The 18,809-nt window shown below is 70.0% G+C and carries 21 protein-coding genes; 11 read left to right on the forward strand and 10 right to left on the reverse strand.

Annotated elements, in window-relative coordinates:
* Positions 1 to 278: 278 nt before the first annotated feature.
* Positions 279 to 629 carry a hypothetical protein gene (locus ACFWDI_RS31305; protein ID WP_327323859.1) on the forward strand — a complete coding sequence of 117 codons (351 nt, stop codon included), beginning with the start codon at positions 279 to 281 and terminating at the stop codon, positions 627 to 629.
* Here the strand turns inward: ACFWDI_RS31305 and ACFWDI_RS31310 are convergent.
* On the reverse strand, positions 615 to 1,358 hold the full coding sequence (locus ACFWDI_RS31310) for an RDD family protein (RefSeq protein WP_385309163.1): 744 nt from the start codon (positions 1,356 to 1,358) through the stop codon (positions 615 to 617). The genes ACFWDI_RS31305 and ACFWDI_RS31310 overlap by 15 nt on opposite strands.
* 87 nt (positions 1,359 to 1,445) lie before the next feature.
* Complete coding sequence (locus tag ACFWDI_RS31315; RefSeq protein ID WP_385309165.1) at positions 1,446 to 2,888, reverse strand: RDD family protein; 1,443 nt, start codon at positions 2,886 to 2,888, stop codon at positions 1,446 to 1,448.
* A 218-nt stretch (positions 2,889 to 3,106) separates the two neighbouring features.
* Here ACFWDI_RS31315 and ACFWDI_RS31320 point away from each other — a divergent pair, with 218 nt between their 5' ends.
* The gene (locus ACFWDI_RS31320) at positions 3,107 to 3,592 is read left to right on the forward strand and encodes an SsgA family sporulation/cell division regulator (RefSeq protein ID WP_385309166.1); all 486 of its coding nucleotides are present in this window, start codon (positions 3,107 to 3,109) and stop codon (positions 3,590 to 3,592) included.
* Here the strand turns inward: ACFWDI_RS31320 and ACFWDI_RS31325 are convergent.
* Both ACFWDI_RS31325 and ACFWDI_RS31330 read right to left on the reverse strand, forming a co-directional pair.
* The gene (locus tag ACFWDI_RS31325) at positions 3,589 to 3,969 is read right to left on the reverse strand and encodes a VOC family protein (protein ID WP_385309168.1); all 381 of its coding nucleotides are present in this window, start codon (positions 3,967 to 3,969) and stop codon (positions 3,589 to 3,591) included. The genes ACFWDI_RS31320 and ACFWDI_RS31325 overlap by 4 nt on opposite strands.
* 177 nt (positions 3,970 to 4,146) lie before the next feature.
* Positions 4,147 to 5,514: an FAD-binding oxidoreductase gene (locus ACFWDI_RS31330; RefSeq protein WP_385309170.1), complete on the reverse strand. Its 1,368-nt coding sequence runs from the start codon at positions 5,512 to 5,514 to the stop codon at positions 4,147 to 4,149.
* Between the two features lie 108 nt (positions 5,515 to 5,622).
* On the opposite strand from ACFWDI_RS31330, the gene ACFWDI_RS31335 reads away from it, so the two are divergent.
* Entirely contained in the window at positions 5,623 to 7,248 is a 1,626-nt protein-coding gene (locus ACFWDI_RS31335) for a hypothetical protein (RefSeq protein ID WP_385309172.1), read from the forward strand.
* A 329-nt stretch (positions 7,249 to 7,577) separates the two neighbouring features.
* Here the strand turns inward: ACFWDI_RS31335 and nthA are convergent, their stop codons facing one another.
* From nthA to hppD, 4 genes are all read right to left on the reverse strand, one after another.
* Positions 7,578 to 8,165, reverse strand: coding sequence for a nitrile hydratase subunit alpha (gene nthA, locus ACFWDI_RS31340; protein ID WP_327323866.1), 588 nt, complete (start codon positions 8,163 to 8,165; stop codon positions 7,578 to 7,580).
* The gene (locus ACFWDI_RS31345; RefSeq protein WP_385309174.1) at positions 8,162 to 8,452 is read right to left on the reverse strand and encodes an SH3-like domain-containing protein; all 291 of its coding nucleotides are present in this window, start codon (positions 8,450 to 8,452) and stop codon (positions 8,162 to 8,164) included. Before ACFWDI_RS31345 ends, nthA begins: the two co-directional genes overlap by 4 nt.
* Positions 8,445 to 8,726, reverse strand: a complete 282-nt coding sequence (locus tag ACFWDI_RS31350) for a hypothetical protein (protein ID WP_327323868.1) — start codon at positions 8,724 to 8,726, stop codon at positions 8,445 to 8,447. Before ACFWDI_RS31350 ends, ACFWDI_RS31345 begins: the two co-directional genes overlap by 8 nt.
* A gap of 141 nt (positions 8,727 to 8,867) precedes the next feature.
* Entirely contained in the window at positions 8,868 to 10,013 is a 1,146-nt protein-coding gene (hppD, locus tag ACFWDI_RS31355) for a 4-hydroxyphenylpyruvate dioxygenase (RefSeq protein WP_385309177.1), read from the reverse strand.
* Positions 10,014 to 10,134: 121 nt separating this feature from the next.
* Here hppD and ACFWDI_RS31360 point away from each other — a divergent pair, with 121 nt between their 5' ends.
* From ACFWDI_RS31360 to ACFWDI_RS31395, 8 genes are all read left to right on the forward strand, one after another.
* Positions 10,135 to 10,611: an Lrp/AsnC family transcriptional regulator gene (locus tag ACFWDI_RS31360; RefSeq protein WP_385309179.1), complete on the forward strand. Its 477-nt coding sequence runs from the start codon at positions 10,135 to 10,137 to the stop codon at positions 10,609 to 10,611.
* A gap of 9 nt (positions 10,612 to 10,620) precedes the next feature.
* On the forward strand, positions 10,621 to 11,268 hold the full coding sequence (locus tag ACFWDI_RS31365) for an ABC transporter permease (protein ID WP_385309181.1): 648 nt from the start codon (positions 10,621 to 10,623) through the stop codon (positions 11,266 to 11,268).
* Entirely contained in the window at positions 11,261 to 12,490 is a 1,230-nt protein-coding gene (locus ACFWDI_RS31370) for a betaine/proline/choline family ABC transporter ATP-binding protein (RefSeq protein ID WP_385309183.1), read from the forward strand. The genes ACFWDI_RS31365 and ACFWDI_RS31370 overlap by 8 nt, the downstream gene beginning before the upstream one ends.
* On the forward strand, positions 12,487 to 13,317 hold the full coding sequence (locus tag ACFWDI_RS31375; protein WP_385309185.1) for an ABC transporter permease: 831 nt from the start codon (positions 12,487 to 12,489) through the stop codon (positions 13,315 to 13,317). Before ACFWDI_RS31370 ends, ACFWDI_RS31375 begins: the two co-directional genes overlap by 4 nt.
* On the forward strand, positions 13,317 to 14,309 hold the full coding sequence (locus ACFWDI_RS31380) for a glycine betaine ABC transporter substrate-binding protein (protein ID WP_385309187.1): 993 nt from the start codon (positions 13,317 to 13,319) through the stop codon (positions 14,307 to 14,309). Before ACFWDI_RS31375 ends, ACFWDI_RS31380 begins: the two co-directional genes overlap by 1 nt.
* Before the next feature lie 138 nt (positions 14,310 to 14,447).
* A complete protein-coding gene (locus ACFWDI_RS31385) occupies positions 14,448 to 15,032 on the forward strand; it encodes an ArsR/SmtB family transcription factor (protein WP_385309189.1) in 585 nt (194 codons plus the stop codon).
* A 15-nt stretch (positions 15,033 to 15,047) separates the two neighbouring features.
* A complete protein-coding gene (locus ACFWDI_RS31390) occupies positions 15,048 to 15,224 on the forward strand; it encodes a hypothetical protein (RefSeq protein ID WP_385309191.1) in 177 nt (58 codons plus the stop codon).
* A complete protein-coding gene (locus tag ACFWDI_RS31395; protein WP_385309193.1) occupies positions 15,221 to 16,567 on the forward strand; it encodes an MFS transporter in 1,347 nt (448 codons plus the stop codon). The genes ACFWDI_RS31390 and ACFWDI_RS31395 overlap by 4 nt, the downstream gene beginning before the upstream one ends.
* On the opposite strand, the gene ACFWDI_RS31400 is transcribed toward ACFWDI_RS31395, so the two are convergent.
* A complete protein-coding gene (locus tag ACFWDI_RS31400) occupies positions 16,497 to 17,285 on the reverse strand; it encodes a PDZ domain-containing protein (protein ID WP_385309195.1) in 789 nt (262 codons plus the stop codon). The two genes, ACFWDI_RS31395 and ACFWDI_RS31400, sit on opposite strands and share 71 nt — an antisense overlap.
* Before the next feature lie 570 nt (positions 17,286 to 17,855).
* Positions 17,856 to 18,497 carry a helix-turn-helix domain-containing protein gene (locus ACFWDI_RS31405; protein WP_362687300.1) on the reverse strand — a complete coding sequence of 214 codons (642 nt, stop codon included), beginning with the start codon at positions 18,495 to 18,497 and terminating at the stop codon, positions 17,856 to 17,858.
* Positions 18,498 to 18,809: the final 312 nt, after the last annotated feature.

Here is an 18,809-nt window from a genome sequence, read left to right on the forward strand (position 1 = left end):
GTTACCGAAGAAAAGACAGTCCTTGACTTGAACAGACCAACTGCACTATGCAGGAGTACAGTTCCGCTATCCGGACGATCCCCAAACCGGACAACAGGCGCATTGAATCGGCCGGTCGAGCGCCCAAATGACTCCGTGCGCCCCCCGTGCAACGGCACCGTGGGTTAGGTCACGCTTACTACCGGTTCCTCCAGGGCATCCACCGTCGTAGAGTCAGTTGACAGTGCGACCTCGCTGAGAGACACCCCCTGACCAATGTCCCGAGGACGGATACCGTCATGCCGCGTCCGACTGCCGCACAACTCGCCTACGGTTCAGCCACCGTCGTCTTCTCGACCCTCGCCCTGCTGCTGCTGACCCGTACCACCAATGGCATCGCCGTCGGCGTGATCGGCGTCGCCTCGATGGCCCTCGGTCTGGTCGTCGCGGTCGCCCTGCCCATGAGCAGGACCCTGCGCGGAACGACGAAGGCGACGTACACGGTCCGTACGAACCGTGCCGCCGCCTCCGGAAACCCCGCCTCGGCCACCTCCGCCGCCTCCGCCGACGGTCTCACCACGCGCGTGCCCACACTCCGCACGCATGCGGGGGCCGAGGCCAGGGTCGGCGAGCACTCACTGCGCCGCTGACACCACCACCGTCTTGCCCGCCTTGTCGTGCAGACCCTGTTTGTACGGCTTGTCCAGCAGGATCGTCAGGATGATGACGAGCCACCAGATGCAGAAGCAGCAGACGAGCGCGGGCACCCAGAGCACCACGGCGCGCAACAGCGAGGAGCTGGTGTCCGGCACGGTGCCGTCGTTGAGCATCGCGACGCGGATCTTCATCAGGCGCTTGCCGACGGTCTGACCGTTCCTCTTGGCGATCATGATCGTGTCGTAGCCGACGTACGCGATCAGGGAGACCAGCGACCAGATCCACTGCCTGCCGGTGTTCACCTGGTTGGTGAAGTCGTCCCAGTCGTCGCCGCCGTTCGTCATGTCGCCCCAGCCGCCGAAGGCCAGCGAGATCAGGAACAGCGGCACGAGGATGATGAGCACGTCGATGACACGGGCCAGGAACCGCCTGCCGAAGTCCGCGAGCGGCGGCATCCCGGCGAGCGGGTCCGCTCCTCCGTACTGGCCGCCGTAGGCGTTCGGACCCTGCGGAGGGGGCTGGCCGCCGCCGTACGGAGAGCCGCCGCCCGGTGGACCGTCGTACGGAGAGCCGCCACCCTGCCCGGAGCCGTACGGAGAGTCCGACGGCGGGCCTTGCGGGGGTTCCTGACCACCGCCCGACGGAGGCGTGGGTTCCTGCGGCCTCTTGCGGAAGGGGTCGTTCTCTGGCGGCTCGCCGGGCGTCGGCTGGTCGTTGCTCATGGGGGCAGTGCACCCCGCCCCGAGGGCCCCCGCAACGGCTCGCGTGCCGTTCGGGGGAACCCTCCCGGGAATTCTTCGGGTGGCGGGTCAGCCGGTCACAAAGGTGTGTGCGGCCTTGTCGTGCCAGCACTGCCGCCACGGCCGGTCGAACAGGCACCAGAGCACATTGAACACCCCGACGACGAGGACGCCGAGCACTCCGTAGACCAGCCAGCGGCGCAGCGCGGCCCCGAAGGACGGCGGCTCGTGGGACTCGATGTCCCAGACCGTCAGGCCGCAGAGCTTCTTGCCGAGAGTGCGGCCCCATTTGGCGGTCGGCAGTGCCTCGTACAGCACACCGAGGACCAGCAGGGCGCCGAGGATGATGCCGAGGTGAACGGCGGTGGTGCCGTCGACGAGCCAGACGGTGACCGTCTCGCCCGACTGCTTCGCCGCCTCGATCTTCTCGTCGATATGGGCGCGCGCCTGGGAGACGACCGGTACGGCGACGGCGCCGACGAGCGCGCCGAGCAGCACAAAGTCGATCAGCCGCGCCGCGAACCGCTTGCCCAGCGACGCGGGACGGGCCGCGGCCTGAGCCTGCGCGGCCTGCAGGAACGGGTCGCTGACCGGGGGCTTCCAGGGCACGACGGGCGGCTCGCCGTCGTCGGCGGTGGCGGCGAGCCGGTGGACCTGCTGGGCCCAGGAGGCGGAGCCGCCGCCGGGGCCGTTGGTGACGGGAGCCTGGGCCTGCGCGGGCACCTGCGGCTGGAGCTGCTGCTGGGGCTCCGAGGTCTGCGGCTGGCGCTGGGCCGGGGCCTGCGGCTGCGCGGGTGCGGTGGGGGTGGGCGCGCTGCCGCCGAGGCGCTGTGCGGCGATCCCGCCCGTACCGTCCTGAGGCGGGCGCTGGGGCAGGCCGGCCGGTGTCTCGCCCGCCGGAGCGGCTGATGCGGGATTCGCGGCGGGGGCACCCGGGCCTGCCGACGCTCGCTTGGCCGCGCCGGGGCGCAGTGCGCGGATCGCGACCGTACCGTCCACCGGGGGCTCACCGGTGTTCGACGGCCCGAGCGAGCGCACGCCGGGCAGGGCGCCGCCCGTCGGATCGGCGGGCCGGCGTGGGTCGGGGGGCGAACCGGACGCACCGGACGCGCCGCCCTGGGACGGCATGCGGGGGTCCTGGCCGCCGCCCCACGAGACGCGGCTGTCGCGCTCGCCGCCGAAGCCGCCCTGGCGCGAGGTGTCCGCGTGCCAGGCGGTGGCCGGCTCCGGGCGGGACGGCTCGTCGACCGGCCCCTCGTCGAGGAAGACCGGGCCGGTCTCCTCCATCGGGGCAGGGGTGTATGCGGACGCGGCCGGACCGGCCGACGCGAACTCGGGCGCCGTCGAGCCGGGTGCCGAGGGCATCGCCTCGCCCGTCTCCGGCGCGGGCCGACTCGTACCGGGCACCCAGGAAGCACCGTTCCAGTACCGGACATATCCAGGAATGGATGGATCCGGGTAATAGCCGGGCGTGGGGCTGCCGTCTCCGGTGGCCGGGGTTGGGGCGCTCATCACCGTGGTCCCGTATCTCCTCGAGGCCTCAATTCAAGGCTCCACATCTATCAGACCCTCGAGTGCCCCTGGGGCGGTCCTGCCGTAACGACTACTTTCCGGTCACGGATGCACCACAGAAAGTTGTTTCCGAAAGTCGCGTCATAGCAGCGGTGCGACGCGCTCTCTCCTTGCACGGCCCACTCACAAGGCCTCGCAGAAGGAAGGAGAGCACTCTCATGCACACCGTGGTGGAACGCGAGCTGGAGCTCAGACTGGTGCTGTCGCCCGAACTCAGCATCCCCGTCCCGGCCCGGCTGACCTACCGCACTGACGACCCGTACGCCGTGCACATAGCCTTTCACATCGGCTCCGACAGCCCCGTGAAGTGGAACTTCGCCCGCGAGCTGCTGGTCGAAGGGGTGTTCCGCCCGTGTGGGCAGGGAGATGTCCGGATCCGGCCGACCGAGGTCGAGGGCCGCAGCGTGGTCCTGATGGCGCTCAGCTCCCCCGACGGCGACGCGCTCGTCGAGGCGTCCGCCGCGGCGGTGTCCGGGTGGCTGGAGCGGACGCTGCGGGTGGTTCCTCCCGGCTCCGAGTCGGAACAGCTCGGCATCGACGACGGCCTCGCCGAGCTGCTCGCGCCCACCCCGGCCGACGATCTGCGGCTGGGGGACCTGCGGCCCTCGGACGAGTCCCTGGACGGCGATGCCCAGGAGGCCTAGGAGGTGACGTACGTATGCGTGAGGAACTCGAGGGAGTGGCCATCGGGGTCGTCGATGTAGACCCCGCGGCCCCCGTAGTGGTGATTGATCTGTTGCGGCTCGTTGTGCATCGGGTCGGCCCAGTACGGGAGTTCGCGCTCGGTTATCCGGCCGAAGATCTCGTCGAACTCCTCCTCCGAGACCAGGAAGGCGAGGTGCTGGGAGACGATGCGCTCCCGTACGTCGAGATAGTCCAGAGTGACGCCGCCCGCCAGCGGCAGGCTCGCGAAGGGGCCGAAGGGCTTGGGATCGGGCTCACCGATCAGTTCGGCGAGAAAACGGGCGCCGGCGAAGCGGTCGCGGCTGTGGACGATGGTGTGGTCAAGACGTGCCGGCACGGCTCCTCCTTCATCGGCCTGCATCGGCCTTCGTCGACTTTCATCGATGTCTCCACGCTATGCGGGGAGCCGGTGCCCGGGCCATCGGGCATTGGCCTTAGGCCTCTGGTCTCACATCGGCCCCACAGCGGTGGCGCATCGGTGCCGCATCGGTGCCGCATCGGTGCCGCATCGACCTCAGAAGATCTTGCCGGGGTTGAGCAGGCCGAGCGGGTCGAAGGTCTGCTTGATGCCGCGCTGCATCTCCACGCCCACCGGGCCCAGTTCGCGCGCCAGCCACTCCTTTTTCAGTACGCCGACGCCGTGCTCTCCGGTGATCGTGCCGTCGAGTTCCAGACCGAGGGCCATGATCTCGTCGAAGGACTCGCGGGCGCGCCGGGACTCGTCCGGGTCGGCGTGGTCGAAGCAGACGACGGGGTGGGTGTTGCCGTCGCCCGCGTGCGCGCAGACGCCGATGGTGAGGCCGTACTTCTCGGCGATGGCCGCAGTGCCCTCGATCATCGCGCCGAGCTTCGAGCGCGGCACACAGACGTCGTCGATCATCGTGGCCGATTTGACGGTCTCCAGGGCGGTGAGTGACAACCTCCTTGCCTGGAGGAGCAGTTCGGACTCGGCGACGGTGTCCGCGGGGACGACCTCGGTGGCGCCCGCCGCTCTGCACAGCTCGCCGACGGCGGCCAGATCGGCTGCCGGGTCCGGGGTGTCGAAGGCGGCGAGGAGCAGTGCCTCGGTGGTGTCCGGCAGACCCATGTTCGCCATGGCGTTGACGGCCCGGACGGTCGTACGGTCCATGAGCTCGAGGAGCGAGGGCGTGTGGCCGCGCTCCATGATCGCGCAGACGGCCTCGCAGGCGGCCGCCGCGGAGTCGAACTCGGCGGCCAGGACCAGCTGCGCCGGCGGCTGCGGCCGGAGTGCGAGCACGGCTTTGACAACGATGCCGAGGCTGCCCTCGGAGCCGACGAAGAGCCGGGTGAGGTCGTAGCCGGCGACACCCTTCGCGGTGCGGCGGCCGGTGGTGAGCAGACGTCCGTCGGCGAGGACGACGTCCAGGCCGAGCACGTACTCCGCGGTCACTCCGTACTTGACGCAGCACAGGCCGCCGGACGCGGTGCCGATGTTCCCGCCGATGGTGCACATCTCCCAGCTGGAGGGGTCGGGCGGGTAGTAGAGCCCGTGTTCGTTGACGGCACGGGAGAGGACGGCGTTGACGACGCCCGGCTCGACGACCGCGATCCGGTCGACCGGGCTGATCTCCAGGATCCGGTCCATCTTGGTCAGGGACAGCACGATGCAGCCGTCCGAGGCATTGGCGGCGCCGGACAGCCCGGTACGGGCGCCCTGCGGGACGACGGGGACCCGCAGCGCGGTCGCGGTGCGCATGACGTGCTGGACCTGCTCCACGGTGCGCGGCAGGACGACGACGGCGGGGGTGCCCGCCTCGCAGAAGCTCGCCATGTCGTTCGCGTACGAGGCCGTGATGTCCGGGTCGGTGATCAGGGCCTCGGCGGGCAGACCGGCGCGCAGCCGGTCGAGAAGATCGTCCATGCTGCAAGCCTCGCACCAGGGGCCATCGGTGTGAACCCGTCTGCATTCCGCTTCGCACTACCGAGTGTGTTCTTCGTATCGACTGCTTACTGACGCACAGTGAGCGCCATGAAGAGCGAAACCATGAAGAACGCCGCGGTCGGCACGCTCGTCGGCGCGACGCTGGTCATCGGGGTGGTCATGCTCGCGCCGGGCTGGGGGGAGGACGGCCCGCCGCCGGCGCCGGGACCGGCCGCGCGGGCGATGGCCGCGGTGGGCGCGGGCGCTCCGGCCTCCCTCCCCGATCTGACCGCGCTCATCCGCGACCGCGAAAAATGGCTGGGGGCCCACCCCCTTGATGGGGAGTCGTGGGCGATGCTGGGGTCGGCGTATGTGGAGCGGGGCACGCAGCTGGCGGACCCGACGTACTACTCGCGGGCGGAGAGCGCGCTGCAGCGCTCGCTGGAGGTGCTCCCGGACCACGAGGGGAACGTCGACGCGCTGGTGGGTCTCGCGGCGCTGGCCAACGCCCGGCGCGACTTCGGCGCGGCGCGTACCTGGGGCGAGCGCGCGAGGAAGCAGAAGCCGGAGCGGTGGACGGTGTATCCGGTGCTGATCGACGCCTACAACGGCCTCGGCGACTACAAGGCCGCCGGCAAGGCGTTGGACAAGCTCCAGAAGCTGTACTCGGGTGGGCAGACGCTGGAGCTCGCCTCGCAGGTCATGCGGGAGCGGGGCTGGCGCGAGGACGCGGCGTCGGTGGCGTACAGCGCGGCCAAGTCCGCCGACGCACCCGCGGAGAAGGCGGCCGCGCTGCAGCGGCTCGGCGAACTGGCCTGGGAACGCGGCGAACCGCAGGAGGCGCTGGAGCAGTACGACGCTGCGCTGCGGTTCGTGAGCGATCACCATCCGTCGCTGGCGGGGCGGGCGCGGACGCTGGCGGCGCTGGGGCGTACGGAGGAGGCATTCCGCGACTACCAGGCGGCCCTCGAGCTGGCGCCACTGCCCGAATACGCGCTGGAGGCGGGCGAGTTGTACGAGTCGCTGGGGCTGGACGGGGATGCCAGCACGGAGTACGGGCGACTGCGCGCCCGCGCGGCGGAGGCGGAGAAGGACGGGGTGAACGAGGAGCTGGTGCTCGGCCGCTTCGAGGCGGACCACGGGGACCCGGAGTCGGCCGTACGGCGGCTGTCGGGCGAGTGGGCGCGGCAGCACCGGAGCGTGTACGTCGCGGACGCGCTGGGGTGGGCGCTGTACCGGGCGGGCAGGGCGAAGGAGGCGTTGCCGTACGCCAGGAGGGCGACCGGACCGGGGCTGCGGAGCGCGCTGTTCGCGTACCACCGGGGCGAGATCGAGCGGGCGCTGGAGCAGTCCGGCGCGGCCCGGCGGCACCTGGGGGAGGCGCTGCGGATCAACCCGTACTTCTCACCGCTGCTGGCCCCGGTTGCGCAGGACGCGCTGAACGCGCTCGGGGAGCCGCCGCCGGGCGGGCCGAATGACGTGACCGGGGTGGACGAATCGGCAGCTGCGGGCGAGGCGGAGCAGCCTTCGCCGGAGCGGCCGTCGCCACCGGAGCAGTCGCCGCCGGGGCAACAGCCTTCGCCGGGGCAGTCGGCGCCGCCGGAGCAGCCTTCGCCGGAGCAGTCGCTGCCGAAGCTGCAGCCGTCGGCGAATCCGGCTCCGAGCAAGCCGTCGGAGGAGGCCGGGACGGTGTCGCCGACGAGCCCGGGGGCGTCAAAGCCGGTGCGGGACTGACGCGGCGGGCGCGGTTTGGGGGTACGGGTCGGGGCGCGGGCGCAGGTGCCATGCGGGCGGGTCGCCCGCGGCGGGCCGTTCCCTCACCCCGCCCGTCGGCGGACGAGTCCGGCACCTGCCTGGCTGGGGCAGTCGCCTGTGCGCCCCGGCCCTAGGGGCGTGTTTTAGAAGTAGCGCCGTTCGCCCGCAGGGCGGGCCCTGCGGCGTCTGGTGCGTGCAATCGCAAGGCGGAGGATCGCCCTCGTACTGGACGTACTTGGGTGACTCCGACAACATCGCGAGTGTGCGTGCCAGGGGTCGCGGGGCAGGCGGGACTTCTAAAACACGCCCTAGACCGCCGCCGTGCCGATCAGGGCGTTGCGGGTCACCAGAGCCGCCAGTTCCGGTTCCGTCAGGGACTCCGTGCCGGCCGGGCGGCGGGGCAGGACCATGTAGCGGGTTTCCGCGGTGGAGTCCCAGACGGTGATCTCCGTGTCGGGCGGCAGACGCAGGCCGAACTCCTCCAGTACGGCGCGGGGTTCGCGGACCACCCGGGAGCGGTAGGCCTCGCTCTTGTACCAGCTCGGGGACGGGCCCAGCAGCCGGATCGGGTAGCAGGAGCAGAGCGTGCAGACGATGACGTTGTGCGTGCGCTCGGTGTTCTCGACGACGTGCAGCCGCTGTGGCTGGACTCCTCCGGAGGACAGACCGAGTTCGGCGACGGCCGCGGTCCCGTCGGCAAGCAGCCGGGCGCGGAAGTCCGCGTCGACCCAGGCCCGGGCCGTCACCCGCGCCCCGTTGGCCGGGGAGGCGCCGCTCAGGAAGGCGTCGAGGGCTTCGTCGAGCGCGGCGCCCGCGACGAGGCCGCGCTCCTCCAGGAGCGTCTCGAGGCGGCGTACGCGGCGGGAGATCAGGGCGTCGGAGTGGGTCCCGGTCACGGCTGGTCGTCCTCCAAGTAGCTCTCGAACAGGTCCAGTACGACGTGGTGGTCACCGTCGCCCCACAGCTCCCGGGCCGCGAACCGTACGGCGTAGACCTGCTGGACGGGGGCGTCCTCGCGCCCCTGGGAGCGCACGTCGGCGAGCGGCGAGCGGCCCTCGGGCTCGACGACCGTGCCGTGCTTGCCGCGGGCGTAGCGGGGCAACCGGGTGTGGTGCGGCGGATCGTGGTGCACGGTCCGCACCCGCGCGCCCGGCGCGAAGCGGTCGGTGGTCACGTCAGTCATCGAGCTCACCCGCCGCGATGACGCCCTTGCGCTCCAGGAGGCTGACGATGGCGTGGAACCAGCGCTCGTAGTACGAGGCCGCGAGGTATTCGGCGGGCGGCATGGACTCGATCGCGTCGCGGAACTCGTCGAGGTTGAAGACCTTTCCGACGATGAGGGCGCGGTTCAGGGCGAAGACCCTGGCTTCCCAGTCGGCGTGGAAGGGCTCGGCGTCGTCGGTGGTGTCGATGGGCCCGAAGCCTTGCATGCCGCCGACGTCATTCATCCTGGCCATGCGTCCAGCGTAGGGGTGCCCGGCGGATCGTGGCGCGCTGCGGCGGGCTGTCGACCTTCGGCCGCACGACGTCAAACGCCGGACAGGCGGAAATCCAGCCTGGCCGGCGTTTGAGGCGCGGGGTTCGGGGCGGAGCCCCGGTTACAGGTTTCCGCGCTTCTCCTGCTCGCGCTCGATCGCCTCGAAGAGCGCCTTGAAGTTGCCCTTGCCGAAGCCCATCGAGCCGTGCCGCTCGATCATCTCGAAGAAGACCGTCGGCCGGTCCTGGACCGGCTTGGTGAAGATCTGCAGCAGATAGCCGTCCTCGTCGCGGTCGACGAGGATCTTCAGCTCGCGCAGCGTCTCGACGGGCACCCGGGTCTCGCCCGCCCACTCGCCGAGCGTGTCGTAGTACGAGTCGGGGGTGTCCAGGAACGCGACTCCCGCCGCCCGCATGGAACGTACGGTCGCGACGATGTCGTTCGTGGCGAGCGCGATGTGCTGGACGCCGGCCCCGCCGTAGAACTCCAGATACTCGTCGATCTGCGACTTCTTCTTCGCGATCGCCGGCTCGTTGATCGGGAACTTCACCTTCAGCGTGCCGTCGGCGACGACCTTCGACATGAGCGCGGAGTACTCGGTGGCGATGTCGTCGCCCACGAACTCCTTCATGTTGGTGAAGCCCATGACCTTGTTGTAGAAGGCCACCCACTCGTTCATCCTGCCGAGCTCGACATTGCCGACGCAGTGGTCGATGGCCTGGAAGGTGCGCTTGGCCGGCGGCTCGACGATCGGGTCGGCGGCGACGAAGCCGGGCAGGTACGGGCCGTTGTAGCCGGAGCGGTCGACGAGGGTGTGCCGGGTCTTGCCGTACGTGGCGATCGCGGCCAGCACCACCGTGCCGTGCTCGTCCTTGATCTCGTACGGCTCGGTGATGCCGTGGGCGCCGTGCTCGGTGGCGTACGCGTACGCGGCGCGCGCGTCCGGCACCTCGATGGCCAGGTCGACGACGCCGTCGCCGTGCTCGGCGACATGGTCGGCGAGGAAGCGGCCCCAGTCGGTGGCGGGCTTGATCACGGAGGTCAGCACAAAGCGGGCGGCGCCGTTGGTGAGGACGTAACTCGCGGTCTCGCGGCTGCCGTTCTCCGGTCCGGAGTAGGCGACGAGCTTCATGCCGAAGGCCGTGGAGTAGTAGTGCGCGGCCTGCTTGGCATTGCCGACGGCGAAGACGACCGCGTCCATTCCCTTCACCGGGAAGGGGTCGGCCTTACGCGCGGTGGTCGGGGTGTGATCGATGGTCTCAGTCATACGGGCAGGCTCCCCCCGATCCACAAGGTGCGCAATAGTTTGTGTTTCTGCTGGGCAATATGCACAGCAATCAGGGACCATGACGGGGCCATCTGTACATGATGACCATTCGGGAGACGTCATGGCGATCGATCATCTGGACGGCCGGCTCATCGTGCTGCTCGCGCGTGAGCCGAGGATCGGCGTGCTCGAGGCGTCCCGCCGTCTCGGTGTGGCCCGTGGGACCGTGCAGGCGCGGCTGGACCGCCTTCAGTCCAATGGAGTCATCCGCGGTTTCGGCCCGAACGTCGATCCGGCGGCTCTCGGCTACCCGGTGACCGCCTTCGCCACGCTGGAGATCAAGCAGGGGCAAGGGGCCGATGTACGCGCCCATTTGGCGGGCGTCCCCGAGGTGCTCGAGCTGCACACCACCACCGGCCACGGCGACATGCTCTGCCGGCTCGTCGCCCGCTCCAACGCCGATCTCCAACGTGTGATCGACCGTGTTGTCGGTTTTGATGGCATCGTGCGGGCCTCGACAGCGATCGTCATGGAGAATCCCGTGCCCTTGCGGATCATTCCGCTGGTGGAGCAGGCCGCGGAGGACAAAAGCGTCTGAGGTGACGGTGTGAGCTTCTGGGATTACTTGGTCACCAACCACCAGCAGCTGCTCACCGACGCCTACCAGCACGCCAGCGTCGTCTTCCAGTGCATGGTGATCGCCACGCTTCTCGGTGTGCTGATCGGCCTCGTCACCTATCACAGCGGCTGGGGCGGCAACCTCGCCATGACGTCGACAGCGATGTTCCTCACCATCCCCTCGCTCGCCCTGATCGGTCTGCTGATCCCGATCGTGGGCCTCGGGGTGCCGCCGACCGTGATCACCCTGACGCTGTACGGGCTGCTGCCGATCGTCCGTAACTCCGTCGTCGGGCTGCGCGGCGTGGACCCCTCGCTCGTGGACGCCGCCAAGGGGATCGGGATGGCCCGGGTCTCCCGGCTCCTCAGAGTGGAGCTGGCGCTCGCCTGGCCGCCGATCCTGACCGGCATCCGGGTCTCCACGCAGATGCTGATGGGCATCGCCGCGATCGCCGCGTACGCCTCCGGGCCCGGCCTCGGCAATGAGATCTTCCGCGGCATCGCTTCGCTGGGCAGCGCCAACGCGCTCAACCAGGTGCTCGCGGGGACGATCGGGATCGTGATCCTCGCCCTGCTCTTCGACTCCGCGTACGTGGGGATCGGCCGTCTCACCATCTCGAGGGGGATCCGTGCCTGAATCTGCCACTTCCGGGGCCTCCATCGAGCTGGAGAGCCTGACCAAGCGCTATCCGGGGAGCCCCGACCCGGCGGTGGACAACGTGTCGATGGAGATCAAGGCGGGCGAGACGGTGATCCTGGTGGGTCCCTCCGGCTGCGGTAAGTCGACCACGCTGAAGATGATCAACCGGCTGATCGAGCCGACGTCCGGCCGGATCAGGATCGGCGACGAGGACGTCACCGACATCGACCCGGTGAAGCTGCGGCGGAAGGTCGGATACGCGATCCAGTCCTCCGGTCTCTTCCCGCATATGACGGTCGCGGAGAACATCGCCCTCGTACCGAAGATGGTCGGCTGGTCGAAGTCGAAGGTGAAGGACCGGGTCGAGGAGATGCTCGATCTGGTGGGGCTGGATCCGCGGGAGTTCCACGGGCGCTATCCGCGGCAGCTGTCGGGCGGCCAGCAGCAGCGGGTGGGCGTCGCGCGGGCGCTCGCCGCGGATCCTCCCGTACTGCTGATGGACGAGCCGTTCGGGGCCGTCGACCCGATCACCCGTGATCATCTGCAGGACGAACTGATCAGGCTGCAGCACGAGTTGCACAAGACGATCGTCTTCGTCACACACGACTTCGACGAGGCGATCAAGCTCGGGGACCGGATCGCGGTGCTGCGGGAGCGTTCGCACATCGCGCAGTTCGACACTCCGGAGGCGATCCTCACCAATCCGGCGGACGACTTCGTCTCCGGTTTCGTCGGCGCGGGTGCGGCACTCAAGCGGCTCAATCTCACCCGGGTGCGAGATGTCGAGATAGCGGAGTTCCCGACGGTGACCGTGGACGATCCCCTCCAGATTGTCTTCAACAAGCTGCGCAAGGGCCCGCACAACGAGGTGCTGATGCTGGACCGGCGGAACCGTCCGTACAAATGGCTGCGGCGCGGCGATCTGATGCGCGCCAAGGGGTCGCTGGCCAGGGCGGGGCAGCTGGTGCACGACACGGTGACCCGGGACGCGACACTGCACGACGCGCTGGAGGCGGTGCTCCTGGACTCCAGCGGGCGGGTCGCGGTGACCGGGCGGCGCGGCGAGTACATCGGCGTCGTCGACATGGAGACGCTGATGAACTCCGTACACGAGATGCTCGAGGCCGACCGGCTCACCGCCATCGAGCACCAGCACGATCTGGAGGAGCTGCGCCACCACCAGACAGAGGTGGAGCTGGAGGGCGGTGCGGGCGGATGAGTACAGCTCCCGCCGGCCCGCCCGGCGACCACGACATCCTGGGCCATGCCTTCCCGGACGAGGAGGAACCCCCGACACCGGCTCCGGCGCCGAAGCGGCGGATCACCTGGCAGAAGCTGGTGGTGCTGCCGGCCGTGCTCGTCGTCGTCCTGCTGGTGACCTTCCTGTGGATCACCAACATCCACCTCGACGCGATCGCCGAGAACTCCCTGTCGGGCGGCAATGTGCAGCTGCGGCTGTGGCAGCAGATCCAGCTCACCGCCATCTCCACCTTCTGGGTGCTGATCATCGCGATCCCACTGGGCATCGCGCTGACCCGGCGGGGCCTGAGCAGGGCCGCGCCGCTCGTCACCGCGATCGCCAACATCGGACAGGCGACCCCTGCCATCGGCCTGCTGGCACTGCTGGTGATCTGGCTGGGCATCGGCCCGTCGACGGCGATCGTCGGCATGGTGATCTACGCGGTGCTGCCGGTGCTCTCCAACACGGTGGCGGGCCTGAAGGCGATCGATCCGCAGCTGGTGGAGGCCTCGCGCGGGATCGGCATGTCGTCGATGGGCACCCTGAGCAAGGTCGAACTGCCGCTCGCCGTACCGCTGATCCTCGCCGGCGTACGTACGGCCCTGGTCCTCAATGTCGGCACGGCCACGCTGGCCACCTTCGGCGGTGGCGGCGGCCTGGGCGACCTCATCACCTCGGGCATCCAGACCCAGCGGATGCCGGTGCTGATCCTCGGCTCGGTGCTGACCGTGGCGCTTGCGCTGCTGGTGGACTGGCTGGCCTCGCTGGCCGAGCTGCTGCTCACGCCGCACGGGCTGGAGGGGTGATGCGCTGCGTACGCGCGGCGCTGAGCGGGGCGGCGGCACTGGCGCTGACCCTGACCGGCCTGACGGGTCTGACCGGCTGCGGCCTCAAGAGCGGTTCGCCGCTGGTGGACGATGTGGCACCGGGTTCGGTCGGCAAAGGCGCACCGCTCAAGGGCGCCTCGCTGACCGTCACTTCCAAGAACTTCAGCGAGAACATCATCCTCGGCCAGATGATCGGCCTGATCTTCAAGGCGGCGGGCGCGGAGGTTCTGGACCGTACGAATCTGCCCGGCTCGATCAGTGCGCGCGAGGCGATCGTCGGCGGCGACGCGGACGCGATGTACGACTACACCGGCACGGCCTGGATCACGTATCTGGGGCACCAGAAGCCGATCGTCAGCCCGCAGGCGCAGTGGCAGGCGGTGCACAACGAGGATCTGAAGAACGGCGTCACCTGGCTGCCGCAGTCCACGCTCAACAACACCTACACGCTGGCGATCAGCAAGAAGAACAACGCGAAGTACCACCTCAGGACGATGTCGGACCTGGCGGAGCTGTCGAAGAAGGACCCGTCGGCGGTAACGCTCTGCGTGGAGAACGAGTTCGCCTCGCGCGAGGACGGGCTGACGGGCATGGAGAAGGCGTACGGGATGGAGATCCCGGCCGGGAACATCATGAAGATGGACGCCGGGATCATCTACACGCAGGTGTCGAAGTCCAACTCGTGTCTGCTCGGCGAGGCGTACACCACGGACGGCCGGATCAAGGCGATGGATCTGGACACCCTCGCGGACGACAAGCACTTCTTCCCCAACTACAACGCGGCGCCGGAGATCCACAGCAAGACGATCGAGAAGTGGCCGGTGATCGCGAGCCTGCTCAACCCGCTGAGCGCGAGGCTGACGACGCAGATCGCGCAGGAGCTCAACGGGAAGGTGGATGTGGAGGGCGAGGACCCGCACAAGGTGGCGAAGGACTGGCTGATCCAGGAGGGCTTCATCAAGAACGGCTAGCCGCCCGGCCTCAAGGTCGCCGGCTCCAGGGCCACCGGGCCCAGCGCTGCCGGGCCCCGGGCCGCAAAGGTCTGATTGCAAAGAAGTGGTTGCAAAGAAACCCTTGCAACCACTTCTTTGCAAGACTAGCTTTGCAACATGCCCGAGTCCGTACCGCGCAACTACCGCCCGCTCGACCCGCGCTCCCTGCGCGGCCTCGCCCACCCGCTACGGATGCGCCTGCTGTCCGCCCTGCGGCACGACGGGCCCGCCACCGCCTCCCAACTGGCCGGCAGACTGGGCGAGTCCAGCGGTGCCACCAGCTACCACCTGCGCCAGCTCGCCGCACACGGCTTCGTCGAGGACGACCCCGAGCGGGGCAAGGGCCGGGAGCGCTGGTGGAAGGCCTCGGTGGACGGGACAAGCCTCGACGACTCCCTGTTCACCCACCCCGACCCGACGGTGCGCGGCGCCGCGGACCTCTATTTGCACGAGGTCGCGACCATGCACACCCAGGAGGTCGGCACCTGGCTCGGCACCGCACGCGAGTGGCCCGACGAGTGGCGCAGAAGCTCGGACCTGAGCAACTGGACCCTGCGGCTGACTCCCGCACAGGCCCTCGAGCTCAACGAGAAGGTCCACGCACTCATCGAGAGCTACCGGGACCTGGCGCCGAGTGCTGAATCCGAGGACGCCGCCCAGGTCCGTATGCACCTGCACGCCTTCCCGCGCTCCATCGACTGAGGGGAACCACCGGCCATGCATTCCGACATACATCTGCGGTTGCACGACCTGCGCGCCGCGGGGCTGCGGGACACGGCCCGCGCGCATCGCCCGCCGCGCGAGGACCTTCGTACGCAACTGGGCTGGACACTCGTCGAGTTGGGGCTGCGCCTGGTGCAGCAGCAGCCCGCGCCGGCCGCGCGTATCGCATGACGGCCAAGGGGGGACGCGGGCCGCTCGCCACCGTGCTGGCGGCCAACGCCGTGTCGATCACCGGCAATTCACTCACTCTCATCGGCGTCCCGTGGTACGCGCTGCAGACGACGGGCAGCCCCGGCAAGGCGGGCCTGGTCGCCTTCTGTGCGACCCTGCCGGTCATCGTCTCGGCGATCACCGGCGGTCCGGTCATCGACCGGATCGGCCGTCGCCGGGTCAGCATCACCTCGGACCTCCTCTGCGCGCTCGCGCTCGCCGCGATCCCCTTGCTGCACTACGCGGGCGCACTCGAATTCTGGATGCTCTGCGCGCTGATGGCCGTCACTGGGCTCTTCCACGCACCCGGCGAAACCTCCCGATATGTCCTTATACCCGACCTCGCGAAGGCGGCGCGCACGCCCCTCACCCGGGCCGCGAGCCTCTTCGACGCGGTCTCGCGCGGAGCCAGGATGGCCGGGGCGGCACTGGCCGGCCTCCTCATCGCACTGACCGGCGCGGAGGCGGTGCTGCTGCTGGACGCCGCGACCTTCTGCGGATCCGCGCTGCTGATCTTCCTGGGCGTACGGGGGCTGAGCGCGGCCGAGCCCCGGCGGCGGGCGGCACCCGTCTCGCTCGCCGCGTACCGGGGCGAGCTGCGCGAAGGGTACGCCTTCCTGCTGCGCACCCGGCTGCTGCTGGGCGTCATGGTGATGGTGATGCTCACCAACGGCCTTGACCAGGGCTGGAGTTCAGTACTGCTGCCGGTGCATGCCAAGCAAGACCTCGGCGGCGCCCGGGACCTGGGCCTGCTGGTCGCGGCCTTCGGCGGCTGCGCCCTGCTCGGCGCGCTGCTCTACGGCGCGATCGGGCACCGCTTCCCGCGGCGGGCGCTGTTCACCGTCGCGTTCATACTCTGCGGGCTGCCGAGGTTCGTGGTGGCGGCGCTGGCGGACGGCACGGCGCCGCTCGCCGTGACCATGGCGGTGGGCGGGCTGGGTGCCGGGATGCTCAACCCGATCCTGACCACGATCATGTACGAGCGCGTCCCCGAGGAACTGCGCAGCCGGGTCGCGGGCGTAACCACCGCCGGAGTGCTACTGACCGCGCCGCTCGGCGGTCTGGCGGCGGGCTACCTCATCGAGCAGGCAGGACTTGCGACCGCGCTACTCGTCTTCGGCGGGGCGTACTTCCTGGCGACGCTGGCTCCGGCGGTGTTCCCGAGCTGGCGGGAGATGGACACGGGTCGGCAGGCCGGGACGCACACGGGACGGACTCCTTCGGCTGCGGACCTCAGCAGCTCGGAACCTTCCCGCCCTTCTCCAGCGCCCGAAGGGAGTCCACCGCGCCCTGCAGCGTCGTGACGGGGATCAGCCGCAGCCCGCCGGGCAGTTCGGCCTTCGCGTCGGCGCACTCGTCCTTGGGAACCAGGAAGACGCTCGCCCCGTCGCGCCTGGCGGCCTGAGTCTTCAGCGACACCCCGCCGACCGCGCCGACCTTGCCGTCGGCGGTGATCGTGCCCGTACCGGCGATATTGCGGCCACCGGTGAGATCGCCGCCCGCACCGTCGCCGGCGAGCTTGTCGACGATGCCGAGCGAGAAGAGCAGCCCGGCACTGGGCCCGCCGACATCGGCGAGATGGAGCTTGACCTTCACCGTCGACGGGTCCTTGTGGAGATAGGAGAGCGCCGCCTGGGTGGCGACGTCCTGCGACTTCTCCATGTCCTCGACATTGTGCCGGGCGATCTCCTCGTCGGACTTGCCGGACGGATAGACGGAGTCGTGCGGCAGGATCGCGCGGTTCGTGCTGAACCATGCGTCGACGACATCGCCGAGGCCGACCTCGGCGGACGGCCCGGTCGCCACGATCGTCGTCATCCGCAGCGCACCTTCGGTCTTACGTGTGGGCGCACCGGAGACGGTGATGATCGGCTTGCCCTGGTCCTTGCCGAGCACGTTCGCGGTCATCCCGGGCTCCGCGACGGCATACGGCAGCGGCGCGAGCCCGGCGACGGCGAAGAGCGCGACGACGGGGAGGGCGCAGAGGGCGATGGCGCGGGGGCGTGTGAGACTGGAGAGCACGGTGTCAATCTATCTGCCGCAGCTGAGGCACCGGCCCGGCTGACCATCACCCACGGCCGGGACGCCGCTCCTGCGGGTGGTGAAAACGTTCACTGGTTCAGGGGACGCGCAGGGGTCGTGTCCGGGACGTAAGGCGTCGCAGCTCGCGCGAAGCGCGGTGAGGATAGCAGTCCCGGATACGAGCCCCGGAGCGGACCCGGGCGGCCACCGCGCAAGACCGGGCACGCCCAAGCCCCCAGGACCCGCGTCCCGGCCGGGGCGCCGGCCGCTCCCGCCGGGTGCGTGGAAACGTTCACCGGGTCAGGGGACACGCAGGGGGCGTGTCCGAGACGTAACGCGTCGCAGCTCGCGCGAAGCGCGGTGACCACACGGCGGAGCCGTATATCGGATGCAGCGCAGTCCCGGATACGAGCCCCGGAGCGGACCCGGGCGGCCACCGCGCAAGACCGGGCACGCCCAAGCCCCCAGGACCCGCGTCCCGCAAGGGACCCGCGCCCCGGGCAAACCCGCGCACCACAGGGAGACCCGCCCCCGGGGCAACCCAGACCGCACCCCGCAAGGGGCCCCGCGTCAGCGCAACGCGTCCGCCACCTCGCGCGCCGCGTCCACCACCCTCGGCCCCACCCTCTCCGGCACCGAGTCCGCCAGCATCACCACGCCCACGCTGCCCTCTATCCCCGTCACCCCTACCAGCGCCGCGGCCGCACCACTCGCGCCCGCCTCCAGTTCGCCGTGGGTGAGCGTGTACCCGGGTTCGTTCGACTTGCTCTGCCGGGCCGCGAGGATCGCCTTGCCCGCCGCGCCCCGGTCCAGCGGATGACGGAAGCCCGCCCGGTAGGCGACGTGGTAGTCCGTCCAGGTCGGCTCGACGACGGCGACCGCAAGGGCCTCCGCGCCGTCGACGAGGGTGAGATGAGCCGTGGCCCCTATGTCCTCCGCGAGCGAGCGCAGGGCCGGCATCGCGGCCTCCCGCACCAGCGGGTGCACCTGGCGGCCCAGGCGCAGCACGCCGAGGCCCACTCTGGCGCGGCCGCCCAAGTCACGGCGGACGAGGGCGTGCTGCTCCAGGGTGGCGAGCAGACGGTAGACGACGGTGCGGTTGACGCCGAGTTTGGTGGACAACTCGGTGACGGTCAGCCCGTGGTCGGTGTCGGCGAGCAGCTTGAGGACACGTAGTCCTCTGTCGAGCGTCTGGGAGGTTTCCGCGGTCACGACGCCCTCTCCTTCGGAGTGAGTGACGGCGGTCCTCGACGGAAAGTGCGACACCGGTCCCACGGCGACGCACCCCAGAGGCCGCCGGCAGGACAGGCACACCGGCTGCGCTCCGCGGCGGCGCTGCCACGGGGCGTATGCAATGCGGGGACAGTAGCGACCAGGTTCGCTCAGCGGAAGACCTCGTCCAGAATCCGGGCGCCGCTCCCTTGTCCCGCGGGATGAGCGGGGCCGGGGCGTACTCGTGCACCCGGGCCCTGTTCGACATCCGTACACGCGACACCGCGTACCGACCCACCGGCCCATCGACCC

The sequence above is a fragment of the Streptomyces sp. NPDC060064 genome, assembly GCF_042736455.1.
In the GTDB taxonomy this organism is placed as follows: Bacteria; Actinomycetota; Actinomycetes; order Streptomycetales; family Streptomycetaceae; genus Streptomyces.